Genomic DNA, 24,550 nt, shown 5'->3' with positions numbered 1-24,550 from the left:
TCTTTCAAAAAGAGCACATCGTGAGTACAGAACACATCGACGTCGTGATCGTCGGCGCCGGCCTGGCCGGTCTTTCTTGCGCGGTCTTCCTCGGCATGAACGGCGTGAAGGCGCTGGTGGTCGAGCGCCGCGAAGGCACCTCCATCCTGCCGAAGGCGCGTGGCGCCAACCCGGTCACCATGGAGGCGCTGCGCACCGCCGGCCTGGCCGAGGCCATCCACAGGGCCATGCCGCCGGGCAAGCCGGCGATCACCTCGGTGGTGTCGGAAAGCCTGACCGGCAAGGTGCTCTACGACCACGTCGCGCACCGTCCCGACTTCTCGAAGTTCTCGCCCGAGCGCCCGGGCATGGCCAGCCAGGCGCGCGCGGAAGAGGTCTTGCTGCGCCGGGCACTGGAGCTGGGCGCCCAGGTCCGCTTCAAGACCCGCTGCGAATCGCTGGCCCAGGATGACGAGGGCGTGGACCTGGGGTTGTGCGATCTCGATACCGAACGGACCCGCCAGGTGCGCGCCAGGTACGTGATCGCCTCGGACGGCATACGCGGCAGCATTGCCGGCTGGCTGGGCATAGGCACGCACGGCCTCGGCGCCATCAAGTCGGTCACCGCCGTGCGTTTCAAGGCCGACCTGGCCCTATGGGCCGGCGACAACGCCATGGTCATCCACTACCTGCAGAATCCCGCGCTGCCCGACGGCGCGGGCGTGCTGGTCAGCACCGACTACAAGGACGAGTGGGTCGCCAACATGTCCGCCGATCCCGAGCGCGACGAGGCCGGCATGCGCGAGATCATCAAGATCATGACCGGCCTGCCCGAGCTGGATTTCGAAATCATCGGCACGGTCAGCTACGACTACGGCCATCGCATCGCCGACCGCTTCCGCGCCGGCCGCGTGCTGCTGACCGGCGACGCCGCGCACGTGATGCCGCCCACGGGCGGGCAGGGCGGCAATACCGCCGTGCAGGACGGCTATTACCTGGGCTGGAAGCTGGCCGCGGTCATCCAGGGCAAGGCCGGCCCGGCGCTGCTGGACAGTTACGAGATCGAGCGCCAGCCCTATGCGGAAGAAGTCTGCAACTGGCAGGTCGCCAACCTGGCCGAGCGGCGCCGCATCGGCACGCTGGCCGAACAGGTCGGCGCACCGCTGGACCACGCCACCTTGCTGTTCGGCTATATCTGCCCGCCCAACGGCGCGCTGGTGCCCGAGCCCGGCAGCGAGGACCTGCGTTTCGAGCATCCCGCGCAGGCCTCGGGGCGGCCGGGCGCGCGCGTCCCCTATGTCGAGCTGGAAGGCGTGGATGGCCAGAAGGTTGCTCCGCGCCATCTGCTGGGACCGTGGTTCATGGCCTTCACGGCCGTGCCGGGAGGCGCCGAGGCGGCCTTGGCCGCGGCCGGAGAACTCGGCGTCGAGATGAAAGCGTATCCGGTCACATCCACCGCGCCGCTGCATGCCGGGGAACAGCAGACGGTGCTGGTGAGGCCGGACGGCGTCGTGGCCTGGCGTGGCGACGACAACGCCGGCATCGGCCGTGCGCTGCGCGCGGTCCTGTGCCGCTGAGCACGCCATGATCCTGGTGACCGGAGCGACAGGCAACGTCGGCAGGTGCGTGGTGCGCCGCCTGGCGCAGGCGGGCGAGCGCGTGCGTGCCGTGGCGCGGGACCCCTCGGCGGCCGGCTTCCCCGCTGGCGTGCAAGCCTGCGCGGGCGACCTGTCCGCGCCCGGGAGCCTGGAGCATGCGCTCGAAGGCGTGGACCGCCTGTTCTTGTTCACGCCCGCCTCCGGCGCCGGATTGATCGCGCGCGTGGCCCGCGAGGCCGGGGTGCGGCGGGTCGTGCTGTTGTCCTCGGCGGCCACCCAGAAGGCCGATCCGCGCATCAACCCGATCGCGGCGCGCCATGCCGCCGCGGAGGCGGCGGTGCGGGAGGCGGGGCTGGGATGGACTTTCCTGCGGCCCGACAGCTTCGCCGCCAATGCCTGCGCCTGGGCCGACTCCATCCGCCGCGAAGGCGTCGTGCGCGCGGCGTATCCCGACGCGCAGCGCAATCCCATCCACGAAGACGACGTGGCCGCGGTGGCGGTGGCGGCGTTGCTGGATGCGGCACATGAGAACCGGGCCTATCCGCTGACCGGGCCCGCCGTCATCACCCAGGCCGGCCAGGTGCGGGCCATCGCCGAAGCCATCGGCAAACCGCTGCGCTTCGAGGTGCTGACCCGGGAGCAGGCCCTGGCCGCACGGCCGGCAGGCACGCCGGTCGAGGTCGCGGAACGTCTGCTCGACTATGCGCTGAAGTCGGTGGCGACCGCGCCCGCGATCACCGATGCGGTCGAACGGGTGACGGGCCGGCCGGCCCGCCCGTTCGCGGAATGGGCGCGCGACCGCGCTGCGGCGTTTCGCTGACCGAGCGCGCCTGGGCGTTGCCGGCGAGGCTGGGAACGGATCCCGCTCTTTGTGCGCCGGGATCGATATTCAAAAAAGTTTGAAGATTCAAGGAAACGTAATGTAACATTTATTACTATTCAGACCCAATTAGAACGAGATACCGGCATGCCCAAATTCGCGCGATGGTTCGATTCCTTTCAAGGGCGTCGCGGATCCGGACCCATGCTGCGCCGCCTGGTCGTGCCAGGCTGGACCGTATTGTGCTGTGGCGCCCCGCTGGGGGGATTCGCCCAGTCCGTCACGACCGGTCCCAATTACTACGTTGATCCGGCCACGACGTTCAAGCTCGGGGCCAACGGCGCGCCGGGCCAGGACGCCAATGGCGATGGCGGCAAATGCCGTTCGGGGCCGGTTCCCGGGACGGCTGGCCACGATGGGCCGGCCGTCAATGCGGGGCTGACCTACAACCCCTCCACGAATCCCTATGGCGGCACCATCGTCGTGGCGGGCAGTTCCGGCGGCACGGGTGGCGCGGGCGGCAATGGCGACCCCCAGGGCGAATGCGGGAAAGGGGACTTCGACGGTCGTCCCGGCGGCGACGGCGGCAATGTCCAGGTCACGGTGACGCCCGGCGCCAGCGTACCGGCGGGCGGCTATACGATCGCCAACACCGGCATCGTCGCGCTGAGCCATGGCGGCATGGGCGGCAAGGGGGGCGACAACACGCGCGCCAAGGACCAGTACAGCGCGGGCGACGGCGGGGCGGCCGGGGATGCAGGTACGGTCAGCGTCACCAACAGCGTGTCGTTCTCGGTCACCGGGGGCCAGACGGCCTTCGGGATCGTCGCGCAGAGCGCGGGCGGCCAGGGGGGCGAAGGTGGCGAATCGTCCAATGGCAAGGCCACCGGCGGCAGCGGCCTGCCTGGCGGGAGCGGCAATACCGTAAGCATCAAGAACACGGGCGACATCACGACCAGCGGCGGCATTGCCATCGCGGCCCAGAGCATAGGCGGCTTCGGCGGCGACGCGGGGCTCAACACCAAAGGCTACGGCGGGGGTGGCGGCTATGGCGGCAACGGCGGCGCGGTGTCGGTGGACAACAGCGGCAGGCTGGTGGTCGGCTCGGCCCAGGCGGCCAATTGCGCGGAAGGGCAGACCTCGGGCTGCAATCCGGCCGCCGTGTTCGGCCTGGCCGCGCAGTCGGTGGGGGGCGGCGGCGGCAACGCCGGCGGGGCGGCCGGACTGCACGCGCTCGGCGCCAGCGGCGGCACCGCGGGCAGCGGGGGCAGTGTCATGGTCGTCAATTCCGGGTCGATCGCGGTCCATGGCGGGTCGGGCATCAGCCTTTACGCCCAATCCATAGGCGGAGGTGGCGGCAGCGGCGGCATGGCGGTGTCGTCGGGCTCGCATACGACGGCCATAGGCGGCAGCGGCGGCGACGGCGGCAGCGGCGGCGCGGTGACGGTGAACAACAGCGGCGACCTCTGTACCGGCGAGGCCTGCGTGGCGGAGCGGGCAGGTACCGCCGACGACACCACGGCGGGCGGCGCGGTGGGGTTGCTGGCGCAGTCCGTCGGCGGGGGCGGTGGCGTAGGCGGCTATGCCGAGGCCAAGGGCAAGACCAACTCGATCTTCGGCAGTTCGTCGGCCGTGGCCATCGGCGGTACGGGCGGCAAGGGCGGCAACGGCGGGCGCGTGGCCGTGACCAATACTGGCTCCATCCGGACCGTGGAAATCAATTCGGCGGGCATCCTGGCGCAATCGATAGGCGGAGGCGGCGGGGCGGGCGGCGGGGCGGTGGCTTATTCCACGGCCATGCTGGGCGATTCGGCCGCCATGGCCGTGGGCGCCTCGGGCGGTTCGGGCGGCTCGGGTTCGGCGGTATCGGTCAACTGCAACAGCTTCGGCGCGTACTCGGCCATCGCCGCGTGCAACGGCCAGGCGCGTTTGTCGACGGTCACGCCGGGTGCGTCGATCACCACCGCCGGCCTGGCTTCGGCGGGTATCGTGGCCCAGTCCATCGGCGGCGGCGGGGGAGCGGGCGGGTACGCCATGTCGCTGTCGGGCAGCTTCGCGGGATCCGCGGCGTTGGGCTTCGGCGGCTCGGGCGGCGCCGGGGGCGTCGGCGGCAGCGTCTACGCCGGCACCAACGGCGCGCAGATCACCACGCTGGGGGACTATTCCCAAGGCGTGCTGGCCCAGTCCATAGGCGGAGGCGGCGGCAGCGGCGGCAGCACCATGAACCTGAGCCTCGCCTACACGGGATCATCGGTGTCGGTGGGGATCGGCGGTTCGGGCGGTTCGGGGACCGCGGCCCAGGGCGTGGCGGTAGAGAACACCGGGGGGACCATCACGACGTATGGCGACGGCTCGCAGGGCATCGCGGCGCAATCGATAGGCGGAGGCGGGGGCAATGGCGGCTCGGCCGTCACCTACGCGGCATCGGGCACCTATTCGGCCGCGATATCCGTGGGCGGGTCGGGGGCCAACGGTGGCACGGGCGGCAGCGTCGACGTCATCAATGCCAGCGGCGCGGTCAATCCGGCCTACGGCAGCGGCGACATCACCACGCATGGCTACGCCGCCAGCGCCATCCTGGCGCAATCGATAGGCGGCGGGGGCGGCAACGGCGGCTACAGCGTGGCGGAGTCCGGGGCGTTGATGGCCGCGGGTGCGGCGGCCGTCGGCGGGTCCGGCGGATCGGGCAACAATGCGTCGTCCGTCAACGTCGCCAACTACGGGAAACTGACGACTACCGGCGGCGGGGCGGCGGCCTTGCAGGCGCAGTCGATAGGCGGGGGCGGCGGGTCGGGCGGCTATGCCTATGCCGGCAGTATCAGTCAGATCGGCGCCATCAGTATCGGCATCGGCGGGTCGGGCGGGACGGGCGGCGCGAGCGGCGCCGTGACCGTGAACAACTCGGGCGCGATCGCCGTGGATGCCACGACCACCGGCAACGCGCCGGCCATCCTGGCCCAGTCCCTGGGCGGGGGCGGCGGGTCGGGCGGCTTCGCCGCGGCGGGCGCCGCCGGTTTCGCGGGCGCCGCCAGCGTCGTGGTAGGCGGAGGCGGCGGCAATGGCGGTTCGGCAGGCGCCGTCACGGTCAACAACGGGTCCAGCCTGAATGTGGCTGGCGACATGTCTGCGGGCGTGGTCGCACAAAGCGTGGGCGGCAACGGCGGGATGGGCGGCTTTGCGCTGGCGGGCGGACTCGGGGCCGGCGCCAGCCTGGCGGCGGCCATCGGCGGCGGTGGCGGCAATGGCGGTTCGGCCTCGGCCGTCACGATGAACATGTGGGGCGGCGACCAGCGGGTCGCCACGTCCGGCAGCCAGTCCGCGGCCCTGCTGGCGCAGTCGATCGGCGGCAGCGGCGGCACGGGCGGCTGGAGCCTGGCCGCGTCGGGCAGCCTGATCGCATCGCCCAGCGTCAGTCTGGGCGGAGCGGGCGGCAAGGGCGGCAAGGCGGGCGCGGTCAACGTCTATACCGAGCAAAGCCTGTGGACCGATGGCCTGATGTCGGCGGGCATCCTGGCGCAGTCGATAGGCGGCAGCGGCGGCGCGGGAGGTTTTGCCGCCGCTGGGGCGGCCAGCAGCATCGCGGCCCTGGCCACTGCGGTGGGCGGCGCGGGCGGGACGGGCAGCATCGCCAATACCGTAGCCGTGACGGCCACGGGCGGCATTCACTCCCGGGGCGACCAGTCCATCGGCATCGTCGCCCAGTCGATAGGCGGCAACGGCGGCAATGGCGGCTCGGCCATGACCGGCACGGCATCGGCCGGCAATCCCGCCTCGCACGTGTCGGTGGGAGCCTCGGGCGCCAGCGGCGGCAACGGTGGTACGGGCCAGGCGGGCAGTTCGGTCAGCGTGACCACCACCGGCGGCATCACGACATCCGGCCAGCGGTCCGTCGGTGTCCTGGCGCAATCGATAGGCGGCGGGGGCGGCAATGGCGGCGACAGCGTGGCGTTCAGCGCCTCGGCGTCCAGCGGCAACTCCTCCAGCGCCTCCGCGTCGGTGGCGGTGGGGGGCAAGGGCGCGGCCGGCGGCAACGCGGGCCAGGTGACCGTGATGATGTCGGGCACGATCATGACAGGTTCGGAGCGCGCCGGCGGCATCAGCGACAGCGACCAGGCGGTGGGCATCCTGGCGCAAAGCATAGGCGGCAGCGGCGGCAACGGCGGCTCGGCCTATGCCAACGCGATGTCCGGCACGGCGGCGATGGCCGTGGCGGTCGGCGGAGGCGGCGGCGTCGGCAGCAACGGCGGCAATGTGCTCGTGTGCAGCAACTCGAGCGCGGGCGCATGTAGCAGTGCCGCCCGCCAGCAGGCGTCAGGCAACGGCATCGCCACGTATGGCGACATCGCTCCGGCCATCTATGCGCAATCGGTGGGCGGAGGCGGCGGCAACGGCGGCGCCTCGACCGCCAGCGCGACCAGCAACAAGTACGCCGCGTCGGTGGCCATTGGCGGCTATGGCGCAGGCGGAGGCAACGCGGGTTCCGTCACGGTGGACGCCGGGGGGGCGTTGATCACCGCCGGCAACCAGTCCAGCGCCATCTTCGCGCAGTCGGTGGGGGGCGGCGGCGGCAACGGCGGTTCGGCGTCGTCGTCGGCGGCGGGTGCCCAGGGCGCGGTGCAGGAGGCGGGGGTGGCGGCCTACACCGGCTTCGTCGGCAAGACCGTCGGCAATGCCACGGTATCGGCCGCGCAGAAGTTCCCCAGCAGCAGTACGCCGGCGAACCAGTCGGGCGCGGACAACGGCGTCGGGGCATCGTTGAGCATAGGCGGCGCGGGCGGCCTGGGGGGCAACGGCGGCGCCGTCAGCGTCGCCACCGTGGCGGCGATCAGTACCCTGGGCGACCTGTCCAGCGGCGTGTTCGCGCAGTCGGTAGGCGGGGGAGGCGGCAATGGCGGCTCCAGCAGCTCGAACGCGACGGGTGGCAACAGCTCGGCCTCTGTCAGCCTGGGCGGCTCCGGTTCGGTGGGGGGCGACGGCGGCACGGTTGCGGTCGTGAACAATGGCAGCATCGCCACGGTCGGCACTCAGGCGCTGGGCGTGTTCGCGCAGTCGATCGGAGGGGGTGGGGGCACGGGCGGCGCGGCCAGCAGCACGGCCGATGCCGGCGGCAAGGCCGCCGCGTCCTTCGGGCTGGGCGGCAGCGGAGGTGGGGGCGGCAACGCGGGTGGGGTCACGGTGACGAACACCGGCACGATCACCACGCAGGGCGCGAACTCGGCCGGCGTGTTCGCGCAATCGGTAGGCGGCGGCGGAGGCAACGGCGGTGCCTCGTCCAGCGCGGCCAAGGCGGCATCGGATTCGAGCGATACCGACGGCACCAGCGCCTCGACCGGTACGGTGTCCACGGGCGCGGCGCCCAGCAACAACAGCAACTCGGCCACGGCCGGCACGGTGCCCAGTTCGGGCGGCACCGCCACCAGCAAGGGCTCGGGAGCGGGCGCCGACAGCGGCTACGCGGCCGGCCTGAGCATAGGCGGCGCGGGCGGCAAGGGCAGCGCCGGCGGGGCGGTGACGGTGAACAACAGCGGCACCATCGTCACCGGATCGCCCGGTCTTCTGTCCGGCGGCGTGCAGTCGCCGGCGATCTTCGCGCAGTCGGTGGGTGGCGGCGGCGGCAATGGCGGGTCGAGCAGCAGCAATGCCGACGCGGGCAAGGCCAGCGTGGCCTTGTCGCTGGGCGGCATCGGCAGCGGCGCGGGCGCCGGCGGGCAGGTCACGGTCGCGTCCAGCGCGGGCAGCCTCGTCACCCATGCCCACAACTCGGCGGCGATCTTCGCGCAATCGGTGGGCGGTGGCGGCGGCAGCGGCGGGTCGTCCTCGTCTACCTCGGGCGAGGGCGGGTCGGTCTCGACCGCGCTGGGACTGGGCGGCTCGGGCGCGGGCGGCGGCGCCGGCGGCGCGGTGCTGGTATGCGGCAGCGCGAGCGGCGGCAACTGCGCCAGCGGCGTGTCGGGCAGCGGCATCGTGACGCAGGGCGAGCGGTCCTACGGCATCTTCGCGCAATCGGTGGGGGGCGGGGGCGGTACCGGCGGCGCGGTCGCCACGGCGGCCACCGCCGGCGATGCGTCGTCCGCCGGTGACAACCATGCCTCGGGGGGCAGCAGTTCCACCTCGGCCTCCGCCGCCAGCGGCGTGGCGGTATCGGCGGGGTTGGGCGGGAGTGGCGGCGCAGGCGGGGCCGGCGGCGCGGTGACGGTATCGGCGGCAATGGCCATTACCACCCTGGGGGCCCAGGCATCGGCCATCCATGCCCAGTCGGTCGGCGGTGGCGGCGGCGCGGGCGGGGCGAGCACGTCCAACGCCAACAGCGGCGCCTACGCGGTGGGATTCGCGCTGGGAGGTTCCGGCGGCACGGGCGGCAAGGGCGGCACGGTGCAGGTCACGACGGCCCGAGGCAGCGCGCTGTCCACCAGCGGCGACCTGGCCTACGGCATCCTGGCCCAGTCGGTGGGCGGCGGTGGCGGTGTCGCGGGATCGTCCAGCAGCACCACGGCCGATGGCGGCAATGCCTCCATCAGCATGGCGCTGGGGGGCTCGGGCGGCAGCGGCCAGGACGGCGGCATGGTGACGGTGGCGCACGACGGCACCATCCATACCCGGGGCGTCGGCGCGGACGGCATCGCGGCCCAATCGATAGGCGGCGGGGGCGGCAGCGGCGGCTCCAGCATGTCCAGCGGTTCGTCGGGCAAGGTCGCGATGTCCCTGGCGGTCGGCGGCACGGGCTCGGCCGGGGGGCAGGGCGGCAACGTCCTGGTCGGTTTCTCCAACGGCATCGTCACCGAAGGCGACCATGCCGCCGGCATCCTTGCCCAGTCGGTGGGGGGAGGTGGCGGATCGGGGGCCTCGGCGACCTCGACCGCGGAGATGGGCAATGACGGTTCGTCTGCGCCGGTGAGCCTGTCCCTGGGCGGGTCGGGCAAGGGCGGCGGTGCGGGCGGGGCCGTGTCCGTGACAGGCAGCAACATCCTGGGCTCGGCCGTTACCGTCACCAGCGGTGGCCAGACCCGCGAGTATGCCGCGGCGATCATCACCAGTGGCGACGATGCCGCCGGGATCCTGGCGCAGTCGATCGGGGGCGGCGGCGGCCGTGGCGGCGCGTCTACCTCGACCGCGCAATCGGGCGGCGCGAATGCCGTCAGCCTGGGGCTGGGCGGTTCGGCGGGGTCCGGCAGCGCGGGCGGCGCGGTCAACGTCTGTGGCCAGGTCTCCGGCGGTGCCTGCTCGTCGGCGATGACCGGGGCCGCGATCCTGACGGCCGGTGTGCATTCGACCGGCATCCTGGCCCAGTCGGTGGGCGGCGGTGGCGGTACGGGCGGTTCGTCCAGCAGTGCCGCCAGCGCCGGCGGCACGAGCGACAGTTGGTCGCTCGGCGCGAGCCTGGGCGGCAAGAGCGGCGGTGGAGGTGTCGGCGGCGCGGTGGTGGTGAAAGCCAATGTGATGGTGCAGACCCTGGGCGACCTGTCCATCGCCGTCCTGGCGCAATCGGTGGGCGGCGGTGGGGGCGAGGGCGGCAGTGCCAGTGCCGGCGCGAGCGGCGGCAACAAGGTGTCGGCCAGTCTCGCGCTGGGTGGCGCGGGTGGGAGTGGCGGCAATGGCGGCAGCGTTGCCGTGACCCTGGGCGGCGGTGCCGAAATCGTGACCGGAGGCGCCAGTGCGCCCGCCGTGGTCGCGCAGTCGATAGGCGGCGGCGGTGGCACGGCCGGCGTGGCGGCCACGACCAGCAACGCGGCCGGGTCGTTCACGTCGAGCATCAACGGCGCTTTGGGCGGCACTGGCGGCAGCGGCGGCAATGGCGGGGCGGTGAGCCTGGACAGCAGCCGGGCGGTCACGACCACCGGCATGCAATCCATCGGCCTGCTGGCGCAAAGCATAGGCGGCGGAGGCGGCCTGGCTACCGCGTCGACCGGCAACGCCGGGATCTTCAGCGGCACGATGACGCTCGGCAGCATGGGTGGTTCGGGCGGCGCGGTCGGCACCGCCACCCTCGCGGCGTCGGGCAGCGTCACCACCCATGGATTGTTCTCGTCCGGCATCGTCGCGCAAAGCGTGGGCGGCGGCGGTGGGGTCAGCGCGGTGCGCGCGACCAATGTCGTGCTCGGCGGGACGGCCAATGATGCCAGCGGCGTGGTCAATCTTTCCAGCAGCGCGGCCGTCACGACCGTGGGCGGCGCATCGGCGGGCGTGGTGGCGCAGAGCATCGCCAGCGGCGGCCTGGCGTCGAGCGCGGGTTCGGCGACGCTGGGGGGCTCGACCAGCGGTTCCAACGGCGCCGCGGTGAACGTGTGCAACAGTTTCAGCAACGGCAATTGCGCGGGCAATGGCGCCATCGGCGGCAGCATCACGACCTGGGGCGATGCGTCCATCGGCCTGCTGGCCCAGAGCATAGGCGGCGGTGGCGGAGCGGTGCTGGCCAGCGGCAATGCCGTGTCGGCCAACTTCAAGCACGGCATCGGCTATGGCGGCGCCGTCACCACGGTGCAGAACGCCGCCATCAGCACCGCGGGCGCCGGATCCGCCGGCGTGCTGGCGCAGTCCGTCGGCGGTGGCGGTGGCGCCGTCGTGGCGGCCTACCGCGATGCCGGCAATACCGGTTATGCGGCGAACCTTGGGGGCACCGACAAAAGCAACGACTACGGCGCGGCAGTGTCGATAACCGCCTACGATCGCGCCATCGGCACGGCCGGGGTGAATGCGCCGGGCCTGGTGGCGCAGTCCATCGGCGCCGGCGGCGGCTACTACAGCGCCAGCAACCTGGCGGCGGGCGGCAAGATGGACGTCACGTTCAGGCTGGGCGCGGACGCGGGGGCGGGCATCGGCAACGCCGTGAAGATGGGCCTGGGCAGCGGCGGCGCGGCGACCGTGATCAATACGGCGGGCGCGAATTCGGCGGGGGTGGTCGCCCAGTCGATCGGTGGCGGCGGCGGTATCGCCGGTTTCTACGGCGCCCCGGGCAGCGCTTCCGTCAATGGCACCGTGACCGGCCAATTGGGGCAGGTCGGCGGCAGTGGCATGAGCGGCGCCGTCAATGTCTCGGGCAGCGCGATCATCCGCACCACGGGCCTGCAATCGGTCGGCCTGCTGGCGCAGAGCATCACCGGGGGCGGTGGCCTGGCCCTGGCGGCTTCCGGCGACGGCAGCCTGTTCAGCGGCACGGTGCGGCTGGGGTCGACCAAGGGCGACGCCGACTATACGAATCCCGTTGCGGTCAACCTGTCGGGTGGCAGTATCGCCACCAGCGGCGCGATGTCGCCGGGTATCGTCGCACAGGACATCGGCGGCGGCGGCGGGCTCAGCCTGGTCGATGCCACCAACGTGGTGCTGGGTGGCGTCACCAAGTCCAGCAGTTATACGGGGTCGGCGTCCAACAACAGCGCCACGGTAACCAACGGCGCGGCCATCGCCACGTCCGGCGCGGGCTCGATCGGCATCGTGGCCCAGAGCGTGGCGGGCGGAGGCGGCCTGGCCTACGGTTCAGGCAGCGCCACGCTGGGCGGCGGACCCAGCGGTTCGAATGCCGGCGCGGTGCTGGTCAACAGCAACGCCGCCATCACGACCGCGGGCACCAACGCCTTCGGCATCCTCGCGCAGAGCGTGGGGGGCGGTGGCGGAGCGGTGATCTCCACCGGCGGAGCGGTCACCCCGACCTTCAAGTCCGGCTCCGGCAACGCCAGCGCCGTGACCGTGAACGTCAATGCCTCCATTACCACCACCGGCGCCGGCGCCCATGGCGTGGTCGCCCAGTCGGTGCGCGGCGGCGGCGGGCTGGTGACCAATGGCACGACCACTGTGATGCAAGGAGGCACGAGCGGCAGCAGCGGCCTGGTCAAGGTCAACGTTGCCTCGGGCGTCAAGGTCGTGGCCACGGGACAGGGCGCGGTCGGCATCAAGACCTGGTCGTCGACCGATCCCATCGTGGACATCGCTTCGGGGGCCTCGGTGGTGGGGGGCGCGGGAGGCAGCGCGCTGGAGTTCGAGGGGCCGACCAACGAACTCAACAACAGCGGATCGGTGGGCAGCGTCGACGGGGCCGACGGCGCGGCCGTGCGGACGATCTCCGGCGACACCACGATCAACAACAGCGGCACCTTGCAAGGCAATATCCACCTGGCGAGAGACGGCAGCAATCTCGTGCACAACCTCGGCACGGGAACGCTGGTCGCCGGCTCGACGCTGGACCTGGGCGATGGCGGCCTGCTGCGCAACGACGGCACGCTGGCCAGCGGCATTGCGGCCGGATCGATGACGCGGATCACCGGTTCGCTCGAGCAGTCCGCTTCCGGTGTCCTGAACCTGCGGGTCGATCATGCCAACGCGCGTGTCGATACCTTCGAGGTCAGCGGATCCGCGCAACTGCTAGGCAGTTTGCGGCCGACGCTGGTCAACGGCGGGTTGGTCGCGCCGGGCACGGCGGCGCTCGGCTCATTCCTGCATGCAGCCGATGGCCTCGATGCGTCTGGCCTGTCGGTGGGCAATACGGCCATCCTGCACTTCGCATTGCAGCGCAGCGGGAATGAGGTCTCGCTCTCTTCGACCGCGGACTTCAGCCCCGGCGGGCTGGGCTCGGATGGCCGGCAGATCGGCGCGCTGATCGCGCAGGCGCAGAGCCAGGGCTTGCGGCATTTCCAGCCGCTGGTCGCGCGGCTGGTCGAGATTCCGACCGTCCTGGAACTGGGCCGGGCTTATTGGAACGTCAGCGGGGCCGCGGCGTCGTCGGTCGCCATGGTGGGCGAGCAGATGGGCACGGCGTTCAATCGCGTATTGCTCCAGCGCGCCGCCGACGCGCGCGCCAGCAGCCCTCGTCCGCCGGCGTCCGGACAGGCGGAGGGCGGCGCCTGGGAGGAGGGGCGCGACAATACCTGGGCGCAGGTCTATGGCAACAACAGCCGGATGAGCATGGATGCCGCCTACAGCAACGGCGACCTGTCCACGCGCAGCCTGGGGCTGACCATCGGCCACGATCGCAGGATTTCGCCCGATACCACGGTCGGGGTCGCGCTGGGCAGCGGAGTGGCGCATTTCGACGTGGCCGACGGCTTCAGTGGGCGCAACAATGCGCTGCAGGTCGGGGCCTATGCCTTGCAACGCGCGGGATCGGCGTATGCCGCGGCCGCCGTGTCCTATTCCTTGCACCGCATGACCACGGATCGCTCGCTGCGCGCGATCCAGGCCTCCTACGCCGCCGACTTCCATGCGCATAGCGTGGGAAGCCGGGTGGAGGCCGGCTACCGGTTCGAGGGCGAATCCGGCACGGTGACACCGTACGCGGCCTTGCAACTGCAACGCGTGAGCACGCCGGGCTATGCCGAAACCGCGGGCGGCGGCCAAGCCTCGGACCTCGCCCTTGGCTACCAGAAGCGTTCGGTCAACTATGTGCGCACCGAGCTGGGCCTGGCGTTCGACCGGACCTTCACGCTGGAGGGGGCCCGGTCGCTCGCCGTACGGACCTCGGCGGCGTGGGTGCACAACCACTCGAACAATCCCGACCTGCGAGCGTCGTTCACCGCGCTTGCCGCCACGGATTTCACCAGTGCGGCGCTGGCGCCCGCTGCCGATCTCGCGCTGGTTTCGGCGGGCGTGGAACTGCGGCTGGCGAATCGCCTGGCGTTGGGCGCGAGCGTCCATGGGGAATTCGGCCATCGGACGCGGGCCCTGGCTGGCCGGGCAACGATGCGCTATCAGTGGTGATCCGGTGTGAGGCGGTGGCGAAAACCCGCCGTCAATCGATCCGGATCTCCAGGCCGCGGATGACCTCGCCCCACATGGTGTTCTCCTGCATCATGTATTGCGCCAGTTCTTCCGGCGTGGACACCGCGACGTCCACGCCCGCCCCGGCCAGGGCTTCGCGCGCCTCGGGCCTGGATAGCCCGGCGCGCACCGCCTCGTTCAGGCGCGCGACGATGTCCTGGGGTAGTCCCGCCGGCCCCAGCAGCGCCAGCCATACCACGGCGTCATAGCCCGGGACGCCGGCCTCCGCCAGGCTGGGCACGTCCGGCAACTGGGCGTTGCGTCGCGTGCTGGTGACGCCCAGCGCCTTGATCTTGCCGCTCTTGACGTGCGGCAGTCCGTTGGACACGGCGGCGAAGCTGGTTTCCACGAAGCCCGCGGCCAGGTCCTTCATGGCGCCGCCGCTGCCGCGGTAGGGGACGTGTTCCAGCCTGGCCCCGGATTTGGCCAGGAACAGCGCCCCCATCAAATGTTGCGTGCTGCCGTTGCCGGACGAAGCGTAGCGGATGTGGGCGCCCTCCGACCTGGACAGCGTGATGAGTTCCTGCACCGACTGGACGGGCAGCTTGGTGTTGGCGAACAGCACATACGGGCTGTCCGCCAGCTTGGTGATCGGCGTGAAGCTCTTGATCGGGTCGTAATCCAGGTTCTTGTACAGCCTGTGGCTGGTGACGTGGTTGGTGGAGACGATCTCGAGGGTGTAGCCGTCTGGAGCGGCCTTGGCCACGAAGTCGGTCCCGATGGTCGACCCCGCGCCGGGCTTGTTCTCGATGATGAAGGACTGGCCCAGCGCACTGCCGAGCTGTTGGGCGACGACGCGCGCCACGACATCGGTGAAACCACCGGGCTCGAAGGGAACGATGACCTTGACCGGACGCTCCGGGTAGGTCCCGGCGGCCCCTGCGTGCAGCGAAATTGCGAGCAGCGGTGCTGCCCATGCCATGCCGTGGATGCGCTTCATGGAGTCAACCTCCGTATCGGGCGTCGGGGAGCGTGAGGAAGGCGTGCAGGATGTGATAGACGCGCAGGTAATTCTTTTGCTGGAAGCTCGCGTGCGAGATGCCCGACATGACGGTGAACTGCTTGTCCATGTTGGGAAGCTGTTCGAAGAAGCGCATCAGGTCGCCGAAGCCGGCGATGCCGTCGTACTCGCCGCGCATCAGCAGGGTCGGCACCCGCAGGCGCTCTGGGTCGATCAGCGGCAGCTTCGAGCACATGTCCACGTAGGTGCCCGTGGGCATGGAGTCGTCCAGGGTGAGGATGGCGTCGGCGAAGGCCTCGATGGTGGTGTCGTCGGCGGTGCCGGGGTGGTCGCGGTTGAAGATGCTGTAGACGAAGGCCCGGTCGATGGGGCGACGCGTCCTGGCAAGGAATTCGGGCAATTTCTTGGCGCGTTCCTTCAGGGTGGGGCTGCCTTCGCCGGTCCAGACGAAGGCATCGAGCGCGAGGCGGGCGATCCGCTCGGGATGTCGCTGCGCGAAGAGCGCCGCCTTCAGCGCGCCTGAAGAAATGCCATAGACGAACAGGGGCTTGCCGCCGTTGCGCGCCAGGATGTACTGCGATCCCGCGGCGAGGTCGTCGGCGCCGTTGGCGATGTCGAAGTTGATCGGGCGATGCTTGTCGGAGCGCCCATAGCCTTCGTTGTCCATGCACCAGGTATCGAAGCCCCGGCGGGCGAACCAGTCCATGACGGAGGAGTCCGGCCTGCCGGGGACCGACAGGTCGAAGGTGGGTTGCGAGGCCATGGACGAGCCGTGCACGAAAAGGATGGTGCCGGCGAACGGCACGTCCGCGGCGGCCGGTTTCTGCCAGAGGAACAGGCGGATGTCGCCCTTGGTGGTCCAGTGCTCGGTACCGCCGTGCCATTCGACGTGGGGCATGCTGTCTCCAATTGGTACATATATGGTTTTTATGTTTGTACCAATCTATCAGGGCGATGTTTGGGAAGTCAATAGAAAGGGCGCCGGGAAAGGGGCTGATGAATCAGGGATATCCAGGATAAATGGGCTGTTCCGTAGATGTCCAGGATGCCTGGAATGAATTAACCAATTGGTTTTAGTTTGGGTGATTGGTCTTGGTCCGCGTTTCCCGCAACCGCCGGCCGCAATTGGCCTGCCGGCACGGCATCGGTTAACCTTCACGTCATGCTGAAAACCACTTTTTCTCCTTATTCCATGGGGGGCATGGCAACGTGGGTGCACCTCGACCATCCTTCTTCCGGCGGAGTCCAGTCGTGAAAGACCTGGAGCACCGCCACCGCGGCATCTATCTGCTGCCCAACGCATTCACCACGGCCGCCTTGTTCGCCGGCTTCTATGCCATCGTGCAGGCCATGAACGATCGCTTCGAGGCGGCGGCCATCGCCATCTTCGTCGCCATGGTGCTCGACGGCATGGACGGGCGCGTCGCGCGCCTGACCAATACGCAATCGGCATTCGGCGAACAGTACGACTCGTTGTCCGACATGACCTCGTTCGGCGTCGCGCCGGCGCTGGTCATGTATGAGTGGATCCTGACCGGCCTGGGCCGCTGGGGCTGGCTGGCCGCCTTCATCTACGTGGCCGGCGCGGCACTGCGGCTGGCGCGCTTCAATACCAACGTGGGCGTGGTGGACAAGCGTTTCTTCCAGGGCCTTCCAAGCCCCGCGGCCGCCGCGCTGGTGGCCGGTTTCGTCTGGCTGGCCGTCGACAACAAGCTGCCCATCCGCGAACTCTGGATGCCGTGGGTGGCCTTCGGCCTGACCGTCTATGCGGGCGTGAGCATGGTGTCGAGCGCGCCGTTCTTCAGCGGCAAGTCCTTCGCGCTGGGGCGCAGCGTGCCGTTCTGGACCATCCTGCTGGTCGTGCTGGCGTTCGTCTTCATCTCCAGCGATCCCCCCATCGTGCTGTTCGCGCTGTTCGTGATCTACGGCCTGTCGGGCTATGTGCTGTGGGGCTTGAACTGGAGGAAGGGCAGAAGGCCGCCTCCCGCGATCTGACCAGCACCCTCGCGCGAGAAACACGAACGGCTTCGCTTCCGGATGGCGAAGCCGTTTTTTCTGTGGCGTTGCCGATCCAGGGCGCAGCGCGCAAGCGCGCGGGGGACCACCCCGGGGAGGGGGGTAGAATCGGCTCTTAGAAGGAGATTTCCATGAGCGACAAACTGATCGTTTTCGATACCACGCTGCGCGACGGCGAGCAGAGCCCCGGCGCGTCGATGACGCACGAGGAGAAGGTCCGCATCGCCAAGCAGCTCGAGAAGCTGCGCGTGGACATCATCGAGGCGGGGTTCGCCGCGGCCAGCAATGGCGATTTCGAGTCGGTACGGGCCATCGCGCTGGCCATCAAGGACTCCACGGTCTGTTCGCTGGCACGCGCCAACGACCGCGACATCGCGCGGGCGGGCGAGGCGCTGCGGGGCGCGAACAGCGCGCGCATCCACACCTTCATCGCGACCAGCGTGCTCCACATGGAGAAGAAGCTGCGGATGACGCCCGACCAGGTCTTCGAACAGGCCCGGCTGGCGGTGCGCTTCGCGCGCCAGTACACGGACAACATCGAGTTCTCGCCCGAGGACGGCAGCCGTTCGGATCCGGACTTCCTGTGCCGGGTGCTGGAGGCGGTGATCGCCGAGGGCGCCACCACCATCAACGTCGCCGACACCGTCGGCTACGCGGTGCCCGAGCAATACGGCGAATTCATCCGCAACCTGCGCGAGCGCATTCCCAATTCCGACAAGGCGGTCTGGTCGGTCCACTGCCACGACGACCTGGGCCTGGCCGTGGCCAACTCGCTGGCCGGCATCAAGATAGGCGGCGCCCGGCAGGTCGAGTGCACCATCAATGCGCTGGGCGAGCGCGCCGGCAACTGTTCGCTGGAAGAAGTGGTGATGGCGGTGAAGACCCGCAAGGACTACTTCGGCCTGGACGTGGATATCGACACGGCGCAGATCATGCCGGCCTCGCGGCTGGTGTCGGGCATCACGGGCTTCGTGGTGCAGCCGAACAAGGCCATCGTCGGCGCCAATGCCTTCGCGCACGCGTCGGGCATCCACCAGGACGGCGTGCTCAAGGCGCGCCAGACCTACGAGATCATGCGCGCCGAAGACGTCGGCTGGGCGGCCAACAAGATCGTGCTGGGCAAGCTGTCCGGGCGCAACGCGTTCAAGCAGCGCCTGCATGAGCTGGGCATCGAGCTCGATTCCGAGCAGGCCGTCAACGAGGCGTTCGCGCGTTTCAAGGATCTGGCGGATCGCAAGTCCGAGATCTTCGATGAAGACATCCACGCGCTGGTGTCGGGCGAGCAGGGCGAGGCGGGGGAGGGGGCATATCGGTTCGTCGCGCTCGCGCAGCGGTCCGAGACGGGCGAGCGGCCCCACGCCCGCGTGGTGTTCTCGGAGAATGGCAAGGAAGTGGTGGCCGAGGCGCAGGGCAATGGTCCCGTCGATGCCACGGTGAATGCCATCGAAAGCCATGTCCGCAGCGACGCCGAGCTGTTGCTGTTCTCGGTCAACGCCATCACCACCGGCACCGAATCCCAGGGCGAGGTCACCATGCGTTTGTCCCGCTCCGGCCGCATCGTCAATGGCGTGGGGGCCGATCCCGACATCGTCGTGGCGTCGGCCAAGGCTTATCTGTCGGCGCTGAACAAGCTGCAGTCGCCGGTGGAGAAGGTGCACGCGCAGGGGGTCTGATGCCAGTCTCTCCCCGTTTGCCGGCCAGCTTCGCCGTGGAGGCGATGCAGCCGGCCGACGTCGAGGCCGTGCTGGTGGTACAGGCCCAGGCCTATGCCGGCCTTGATCTGCTCGAGGATGCGGGCTTCTTCCTGAATCGCATTGAACTGTCGCCGCGCACCTGCTGGGTCGCGCGTGGCGACGGCGGGCTGCTGGGTTACCTGGTGTCCTACCCGTGGACGCTGGGCGGGCCGCCGCAGCTCAATGTCCCGCTGCGGGCCTTGCCCGCGGGCGCGCACAGCTGGTTCCTGCACGATTGCGCCGTGTCGCCCGCCGCCGCCGGCCGGGGCGTGGGCCGCGCCCTGGTCAGCGCCGGCCTGCGCTGTGCGCGGACGTCGGGCCTGGCCTGCGCGACGCTGGTATCGCTGGGGCCGGCCAGGCCTTACTGGGCCGCGCTGGGGTTCGAGCCGGTGGCGACGGATGCCGGCCTGCTCGACGGCTATGGCTCCGATGCCTGCTACATGCGCCGCCTGCTGAACGCGGAACGCTGACCTCTCGCTTTCCCCCTCGCCGCGTGAATTTTTTGTGACAACCGGTGGTTTTGCCGGCCGATTTCCGTCTTGATGCAAGGAACGGAACGACCGACATATTCCGGCAATCACACAGAGGCACCTTGTGCGGCTGACTTTTCAACGACGGGGGCGCGTGGACATGGCGGCTCGCCATCACGCGGCATCCATGGCGGCATGCGCCGCGCTGGTTTCGTCATTCGCGTGGGGGCAGGCCGCTGTTCCCCCACGGTTGTCGGCCACGGTGGAGACCCACGCCACCGGTGTCTTCCTGAATCAGGCGGGCGACGTGCTGACGGCACGGCATGCGATCGACCATTGCCAGGACATCCTGGTCGTCAAGGACGGCAGGGTGGCGCAGGCGAGCTTGCGCGCCGTCAGCAACGAGCGCGACCTGGCCGTGCTGGGCACGGACCTGACGCCTTACCTGAGCGCAACCTTTCCTGAACAGCCCCAGGGCGCCACGGGTAGCGTGGGGGTGTTCGCCGAGGCCTACAGCGTGCTGCAACGCATGCCGCAACGCGCCAGCGTGTTGAGCAATGCCCTGACCGTGCCGGGCGGCGAGGGGCTCAATCTGATCTCGGGGGTCAAGCCCGGGACCAGCGGCAGCGCGGTGCTGCGCGGCGACGGGCTGGTGGCCGGCGTGGTGGTGGAGCGCGTGGCGCGGGGGCCCGGGGCGACCGTCGGCATGCTCAGCCGCGCATCCGGCGCCGTCGCGATGCAGGGGCCTTCGCAAGTGCGCGCGGTTTCCGCCGAACAGATCAAGCAGTTCCTGCGCGACAACGGTATTCCCTTCTCCCAGAGCGACCTTCCGCAGCTTGCCCCGAACCAGGCGCCGGCCGCCCGTGCCGCCACGCTGGCCGTCGGGATCCTGTGCGGCTGATGCCGCTTCTTCATCTTTCGGCGATGTTCATCCATGGCACAGACTTCATCCTCGACCCGAACCACCCAATCCCGGCGCGACGGCCCGTTCGCCCGCGCATGGCAGCGCATCGTCCGCGCCGCCGGCGTCCTGGGCGTGGGGTTGACCACGGCGGCCGGCAATCCCGCTGTTGCCCAGGCTCCCGCGCAACCCGTGCCGCAGCACTGGATCAGCTACGCGCAGATGACCGGCAACCAGTTCCAAGCCTGGCTGAGCGATCCCGAAAGCGAAACCGTCCAACGACTGCATGCCTGGATGCAGGAGCGCATGCTGCAGGAAGGGCCGGTTGCGCCGCCACCGCCGCTCATCGTGCGTGTCTGGGTGGACGGCGCCGGCAAGGTCGAACGGCTCGAATTCGCGTCGCTCGGTCAACCCCAGGCGGATGAGGATCTGCGCGCCTTGCTGATCGCGCAGCCGTTGTCCGAGCCGCCTCCGCCTGATATGCGCCAGCCCATGGTGCTGCAACTGGAACTCAGCTTTGTGGCCAAGAGCTAGGCTGCCGGACGGCCTTCGCCTGGCCGGGCCGCTGCTGGCCGCCGTGCTGGCGCTGTCGGCGTGTGCCGGCATGCCGCCCGCGACCTGGCTGCCGGCCGCGGATTTCTCGGCACTGGTCAAGACCTATGGCCCGGCGGTGGTCAACATCGGTGTCGTGCGCGGCACCGCGCCGCGGCCCGCCATGGTCGACGGCCGGCGGGCAGCGCCAGGACGGGACCAGGTCGACGAACGCAGCCTGGGATCGGGTTTCGTCGTGAGCGGGGACGGCTATATCCTGACCAACGCGCACGTGGTGGCGCAGGGCCGGGATATCAGCGTGCGGCTGGCCGACAGGCGGGAGTTCAAGGCGCGGCTCGTCGGCCTCGATCCGGTGGCCGACGTGGCGCTGCTCAAGATCGAGGCCGCGGGACTTCCCGTGGTGGCGACAGGCGATCCGGAGCGTTCCGAGGTCGGCGACTGGGTGGTCGCCATCGGGGCGCCTTACGGCTTCAGCCAATCGGCGACGGCGGGCATCATCAGCGCCAAGGGCCGGGTCCTGCCCGGCGCCGATTACCTGTCGTTCCTGCAGACCGACGTGCCGATCAACCCGGGCAACTCCGGCGGCCCCCTGTTCAACCTGCGGGGCCAGGTCATCGGCATCAACTCGCGCATCTACAGCAACAGCGGTGGCTATCAGGGGCTGTCCTTCGCCATCCCGATAGACGTGGCGATGCGCATCAAGGAGCAGTTGCAGGCCGGCAGCAGCGTGACCCGGGGCCGCATCGGCGTCGCCGTGCAGGAGGTAAGCCAGGCGCTGGCGCATTCTTTCCGGCTGGATCGGCCCGCGGGCGCCCTGATCAGCTATGTCGAGCCGGGCGGGGCGGCGGACCGGGCCGGACTGCGGCCCGGAGACGTGATCCTGGACGTGGCGGGACGCGAGGTCCGGCAGTCGGCCGACGCGCTGATCTTCGTGGCGGAGCTGCGGCCCGGCGAAGTCGCGCCGATGGCGGTCTGGCGCGACCGGCAGAGAATGACCGTCGAAGTGTCCATCGATCGTTTCGAGACGCCGTCGCGGCCGGCCCTGGCGGCGCCGGATCCGGCGATGCCGCTGGGCATGGTCGTGCGCCCCCTGTTGCCGCAAGAGTTGCAGGTACTGCGGGCCGAGGCCGGGTTGCTGGTGCAGCGGGTCAACGCCGCGGCTTCACGCGCGGGCATGGAAGTGGGGGACGTCATCCTGGCTGTCAACGGGCAGCCGGTGGGGTCGCTCGCGGCATTGGCCGAAGCGGTGACGGAGGCGGATGGATCGGCGGCGTTGCTGGTGCAGCGAAGGGGAGCGAGGATATTCGTCGCACTGGAACTGCCCGGGGGGGCGCCCCGGTAGAGCGGGTGTCGCGGATCGGACGCCGCAAGAGCATGGGGCTGTGTGCGCAGGCCTGACACCAAACTGTCGCGAAAGCTGCCTACCATGCGGGGCGCGAACGGGAATGGCGACAGCATGCACAGCCAGGTCGAGGACGGGGGGGAATGCCGCATGGCCGCGGCCCGTGCCGCGGCGAAATTCCGGCGCGCCGTGGCGGGCGCGGCGGCGTGGATGGCCGCGGCGACGTGTGCCTGTGCCGCGGCGGGCGTCGATCCGGCATTCCAGCGATACGTATTCGATATTCCGGCGCAACCGCTGGCGGCCGCATTGGGGGCCTATGCGCAGGTGACCGGCGAGTCGTTGTTCTTCGATGGAGAGCTCGCGGCAGGCAAGCATTCGGCCCGGGTCTCCGGCGAACTGGCGGCCGGGGCTGCGTTGAATCGGCTGTTGGACGGCACGCGTCTGGTCGCCCTGTATACGCCGGCCGGAATGCTGACCTTGCGGGATACCGGGGGGGACGCCCGATTGCCGGACGAGCCGGCGTCGCCGGCGTCGCCGGCGTCGCCGGAGCCGCCCGGCATGCTGGCGGCATCCCAGGCGCGCCGGGTGCAGGCGGCGCTGGAGTCGTCGCTGTGCGGGTTCGCGGCGACCCGGCCGGGAAGTTATCGGGCTTTGCTACAAGTGGGCGTGGATACTGGGGGGCGTGTGAACAAGGTGAGAGTGGTGACCTCGACAGGGTCCGGGGCGCGGGACAGGGCGATCCAGTCGGCATTGCAGGGCGTGCCGGTCGCGGCGGCGGGCGAGGCCGCGGGCGACGAGCCCTATACCATTCTGCTGCTGCCCCAGGCCAGCGCCAGTACGCCCCTCTGCGGCACCGACACAGCATCCGCGCCGCATTGACGTGACCCTGGACAGTTCCACTCCCGCCATCCTGCGCCGGCTGCTTGTTGCCGGCTACGGTGAAATCCGGAGCCGCCTGAGGCGGCGCCTGGGCTCGGAGGATGTCGCCGACGACGTCCTGCACGAGACCTGGCTACGCGTCGAACGGATGAGCGACCCCGGGCCGATCAAGAGCCCGATGGCCTACCTCCTGCGCATCGCGGCAAATGTGGCCGAGGACAAGCGGCAGGCCAGCGCGCGCCTGCTGGACTTCGTCGAAATCGAGGAGCTCCTGCATTTCGCGGACGAGACCGCCGAGCCGAGCCGCATCGCCGAGGCGCGGGCCGACATCACGGCTGTCGAGCGGGCCTTGGCGGAACTGCCGGTGCGGCGCAGGGAAATCTTCCTGGCTTCGCGGGTGCATGAAACGCCTCATCAGGAAATCGCCCGCCGCTATGGCGTATCCGTGCGTATCGTCGAGCGGGAAGTGAAGGCGGCGCTGTTGCATTGTGCCGAGCGGTTGGGCCGGGAAGCCGTCCAGCGGTTCGGTCCGGGTGCCGGAAAACGGTCTTAATCGATATCATGGCCTACGTGAATACCGAGAAAGAAGACCGTCCCGCCCTCGAAGCCCAGGCGCGGGACTGGCTCGTGCGCCTGACCTCCGGACGCGCGACCACCGACGACGCCCAGGCCTACAAGCAATGGTGCGCGCGCAGTCCCCTGCATGCGCAGGTCATGGCCGAGACCACGCGCGTATGGGACCTGGCCAAGGAAGCCCGCCTCCTGCCCGCGGCGCCCTCGATCGGACCTGGCTTGCGTGGGCGGACGTTCTCGCCGGGCCGGCGGGCATTTTTCGGATCGGCGGTGGCCGCCGGCGCGGCGGCCTACCTGGTCGTGCGTCCGCCGGCCCGGCTCTGGCCCGCCTTTTCCGACCTGACCGCGGACTACCGGACCGGCACGGGCGAGCAGCGCGACATTCCGCTCGATGGCGGCATGGTCCGCCTGAACACCCAGACCGCCGTGAACATGCATCCGGCGGGCGCTGGTGCCGCGGATGCCGTCGATATCGAACTGCTGTCCGGCGAGGCCATGATCGCGCTGGAGCGCGGGCAGGCGCTGCCCGTGACGGTACGCGCCGGTGGCGGGACCTTGCGGCTGGCTTCGGCCGCGAGATTCAACGTGCGCGCGACGGGGGGCGATGTCTGCATCACCTGTCTCCAGGGCCGGGGCGAGGTGGACGCCGCGGGCCGGGCCCGCTCCTTGGAGCCGGGACAGCAGGTGATCTACGGTGGCAAGCGGTTCGTCCTGAACGAGGGGACCGACCTTGCAGCGGTCGAAAGCTGGCGCGACCGGATCCTGGTATTCGACGGCGTATCGCTGGCGGCCGCGATCGACGAAATCAACCGCTATCGTCCAGGCCGCCTGATCGTGACCAGCGCGGCGCTGGGGCGGCGCAAGGTGCAGGCCCGCCTGCGGGTGGAGCAGTTGCCGGAGGTGGTGGCGATCATCGAGGCCACGTATGGTGCCAAGGCTACCGTCCTGCCAGCGGGCATCGTGTTGCTGAGTTGAGGCCGC

14 protein-coding genes are annotated in these 24,550 nt (G+C 70.2%); 12 read left to right on the top strand and 2 right to left on the bottom strand.

The window, feature by feature from the left end; all coding sequences use genetic code 11:
• Positions 1-20 precede the first annotated feature (20 nt).
• The 3 genes from AC1Q6E_RS13780 (at position 21) to AC1Q6E_RS13770 (ending at position 14,082) form a co-directional block, all read left to right on the top strand.
• Positions 21-1,556 (top strand): FAD-dependent monooxygenase, encoded by a 1,536-nt coding sequence (locus AC1Q6E_RS13780; RefSeq protein ID WP_296560935.1) that lies wholly within the window; start codon positions 21-23, stop codon positions 1,554-1,556.
• 7 nt (positions 1,557-1,563) lie between these two features.
• The gene (locus tag AC1Q6E_RS13775) at positions 1,564-2,397 is read left to right on the top strand and encodes an NAD(P)H-binding protein (protein ID WP_492572943.1); all 834 of its coding nucleotides are present in this window, start codon (positions 1,564-1,566) and stop codon (positions 2,395-2,397) included.
• A 204-nt stretch (positions 2,398-2,601) separates the two neighbouring features.
• The gene (locus tag AC1Q6E_RS13770; protein WP_492572942.1) at positions 2,602-14,082 is read left to right on the top strand and encodes a hypothetical protein; all 11,481 of its coding nucleotides are present in this window, start codon (positions 2,602-2,604) and stop codon (positions 14,080-14,082) included.
• Positions 14,083-14,113: 31 nt separating this feature from the next.
• Here the strand turns inward: AC1Q6E_RS13770 and AC1Q6E_RS13765 are convergent, their stop codons facing one another.
• Positions 14,114-15,082, bottom strand: coding sequence for a Bug family tripartite tricarboxylate transporter substrate binding protein (locus AC1Q6E_RS13765; protein WP_492572941.1), 969 nt, complete (start codon positions 15,080-15,082; stop codon positions 14,114-14,116).
• Between the two features lie 4 nt (positions 15,083-15,086).
• Complete coding sequence (locus tag AC1Q6E_RS13760) at positions 15,087-16,001, bottom strand: alpha/beta hydrolase (RefSeq protein ID WP_152792377.1); 915 nt, start codon at positions 15,999-16,001, stop codon at positions 15,087-15,089.
• 311 nt (positions 16,002-16,312) lie between these two features.
• On the opposite strand from AC1Q6E_RS13760, the gene pssA reads away from it, so the two are divergent.
• The 9 genes from pssA to AC1Q6E_RS13715 all read left to right on the top strand — a co-directional run bounded on the left by pssA (position 16,313) and on the right by AC1Q6E_RS13715 (position 24,544).
• Complete coding sequence (gene pssA / locus AC1Q6E_RS13755; RefSeq protein ID WP_492572940.1) at positions 16,313-17,098, top strand: CDP-diacylglycerol--serine O-phosphatidyltransferase; 786 nt, start codon at positions 16,313-16,315, stop codon at positions 17,096-17,098.
• A gap of 152 nt (positions 17,099-17,250) precedes the next feature.
• Positions 17,251-18,792, top strand: a complete 1,542-nt coding sequence (locus tag AC1Q6E_RS13750) for a 2-isopropylmalate synthase (RefSeq protein ID WP_152792378.1) — start codon at positions 17,251-17,253, stop codon at positions 18,790-18,792.
• Entirely contained in the window at positions 18,792-19,322 is a 531-nt protein-coding gene (locus AC1Q6E_RS13745; protein WP_152792379.1) for a GNAT family N-acetyltransferase, read from the top strand. The genes AC1Q6E_RS13750 and AC1Q6E_RS13745 overlap by 1 nt, the downstream gene beginning before the upstream one ends.
• A gap of 160 nt (positions 19,323-19,482) precedes the next feature.
• Positions 19,483-20,223, top strand: a complete 741-nt coding sequence (locus AC1Q6E_RS13740) for a S1 family peptidase (protein ID WP_152792380.1) — start codon at positions 19,483-19,485, stop codon at positions 20,221-20,223.
• Between the two features lie 33 nt (positions 20,224-20,256).
• Entirely contained in the window at positions 20,257-20,757 is a 501-nt protein-coding gene (locus AC1Q6E_RS13735) for a YbaB/EbfC family DNA-binding protein (protein WP_152792381.1), read from the top strand.
• The gene (locus AC1Q6E_RS13730) at positions 20,741-22,117 is read left to right on the top strand and encodes a trypsin-like peptidase domain-containing protein (protein ID WP_492572939.1); all 1,377 of its coding nucleotides are present in this window, start codon (positions 20,741-20,743) and stop codon (positions 22,115-22,117) included. Before AC1Q6E_RS13735 ends, AC1Q6E_RS13730 begins: the two co-directional genes overlap by 17 nt.
• Positions 22,118-22,231: 114 nt before the next feature.
• The gene (locus tag AC1Q6E_RS13725; protein ID WP_492572938.1) at positions 22,232-22,996 is read left to right on the top strand and encodes a TonB-dependent outer membrane receptor; all 765 of its coding nucleotides are present in this window, start codon (positions 22,232-22,234) and stop codon (positions 22,994-22,996) included.
• Position 22,997: 1 nt separating this feature from the next.
• Positions 22,998-23,549 (top strand): RNA polymerase sigma factor, encoded by a 552-nt coding sequence (locus AC1Q6E_RS13720; RefSeq protein WP_296555098.1) that lies wholly within the window; start codon positions 22,998-23,000, stop codon positions 23,547-23,549.
• A gap of 8 nt (positions 23,550-23,557) precedes the next feature.
• Complete coding sequence (locus AC1Q6E_RS13715) at positions 23,558-24,544, top strand: FecR family protein (RefSeq protein ID WP_152792383.1); 987 nt, start codon at positions 23,558-23,560, stop codon at positions 24,542-24,544.
• Positions 24,545-24,550: the final 6 nt, after the last annotated feature.

The organism is Pigmentiphaga sp. MLSB6-MA01, assembly GCF_058793475.1.
Note: the sequence above shows the minus strand (reverse complement) of the source record. Positions and strands in the feature narration are given on the sequence as shown.

What these genes read in the sequence shown, in the direction of transcription:
- AC1Q6E_RS13775 (WP_492572943.1), top strand. Translation starts at nt 1,564, where the DNA reads ATGATCCTGGTGACCGGAGCGACAGGCAACGTCGGCAGGTGCGTGGTG.
- AC1Q6E_RS13770 (WP_492572942.1), top strand. Translation starts at nt 2,602, where the DNA reads ATGCTGCGCCGCCTGGTCGTGCCAGGCTGGACCGTATTGTGCTGTGGC.
- AC1Q6E_RS13765 (WP_492572941.1), bottom strand. Translation starts at nt 15,082, where the DNA reads ATGAAGCGCATCCACGGCATGGCATGGGCAGCACCGCTGCTCGCAATT.
- AC1Q6E_RS13760 (WP_152792377.1), bottom strand. Translation starts at nt 16,001, where the DNA reads ATGCCCCACGTCGAATGGCACGGCGGTACCGAGCACTGGACCACCAAG.
- AC1Q6E_RS13750 (WP_152792378.1), top strand. Translation starts at nt 17,251, where the DNA reads ATGAGCGACAAACTGATCGTTTTCGATACCACGCTGCGCGACGGCGAG.
- AC1Q6E_RS13745 (WP_152792379.1), top strand. Translation starts at nt 18,792, where the DNA reads ATGCCAGTCTCTCCCCGTTTGCCGGCCAGCTTCGCCGTGGAGGCGATG.
- AC1Q6E_RS13740 (WP_152792380.1), top strand. Translation starts at nt 19,483, where the DNA reads ATGGCGGCTCGCCATCACGCGGCATCCATGGCGGCATGCGCCGCGCTG.
- AC1Q6E_RS13735 (WP_152792381.1), top strand. Translation starts at nt 20,257, where the DNA reads ATGGCACAGACTTCATCCTCGACCCGAACCACCCAATCCCGGCGCGAC.
- AC1Q6E_RS13725 (WP_492572938.1), top strand. Translation starts at nt 22,232, where the DNA reads ATGCACAGCCAGGTCGAGGACGGGGGGGAATGCCGCATGGCCGCGGCC.
- AC1Q6E_RS13715 (WP_152792383.1), top strand. Translation starts at nt 23,558, where the DNA reads ATGGCCTACGTGAATACCGAGAAAGAAGACCGTCCCGCCCTCGAAGCC.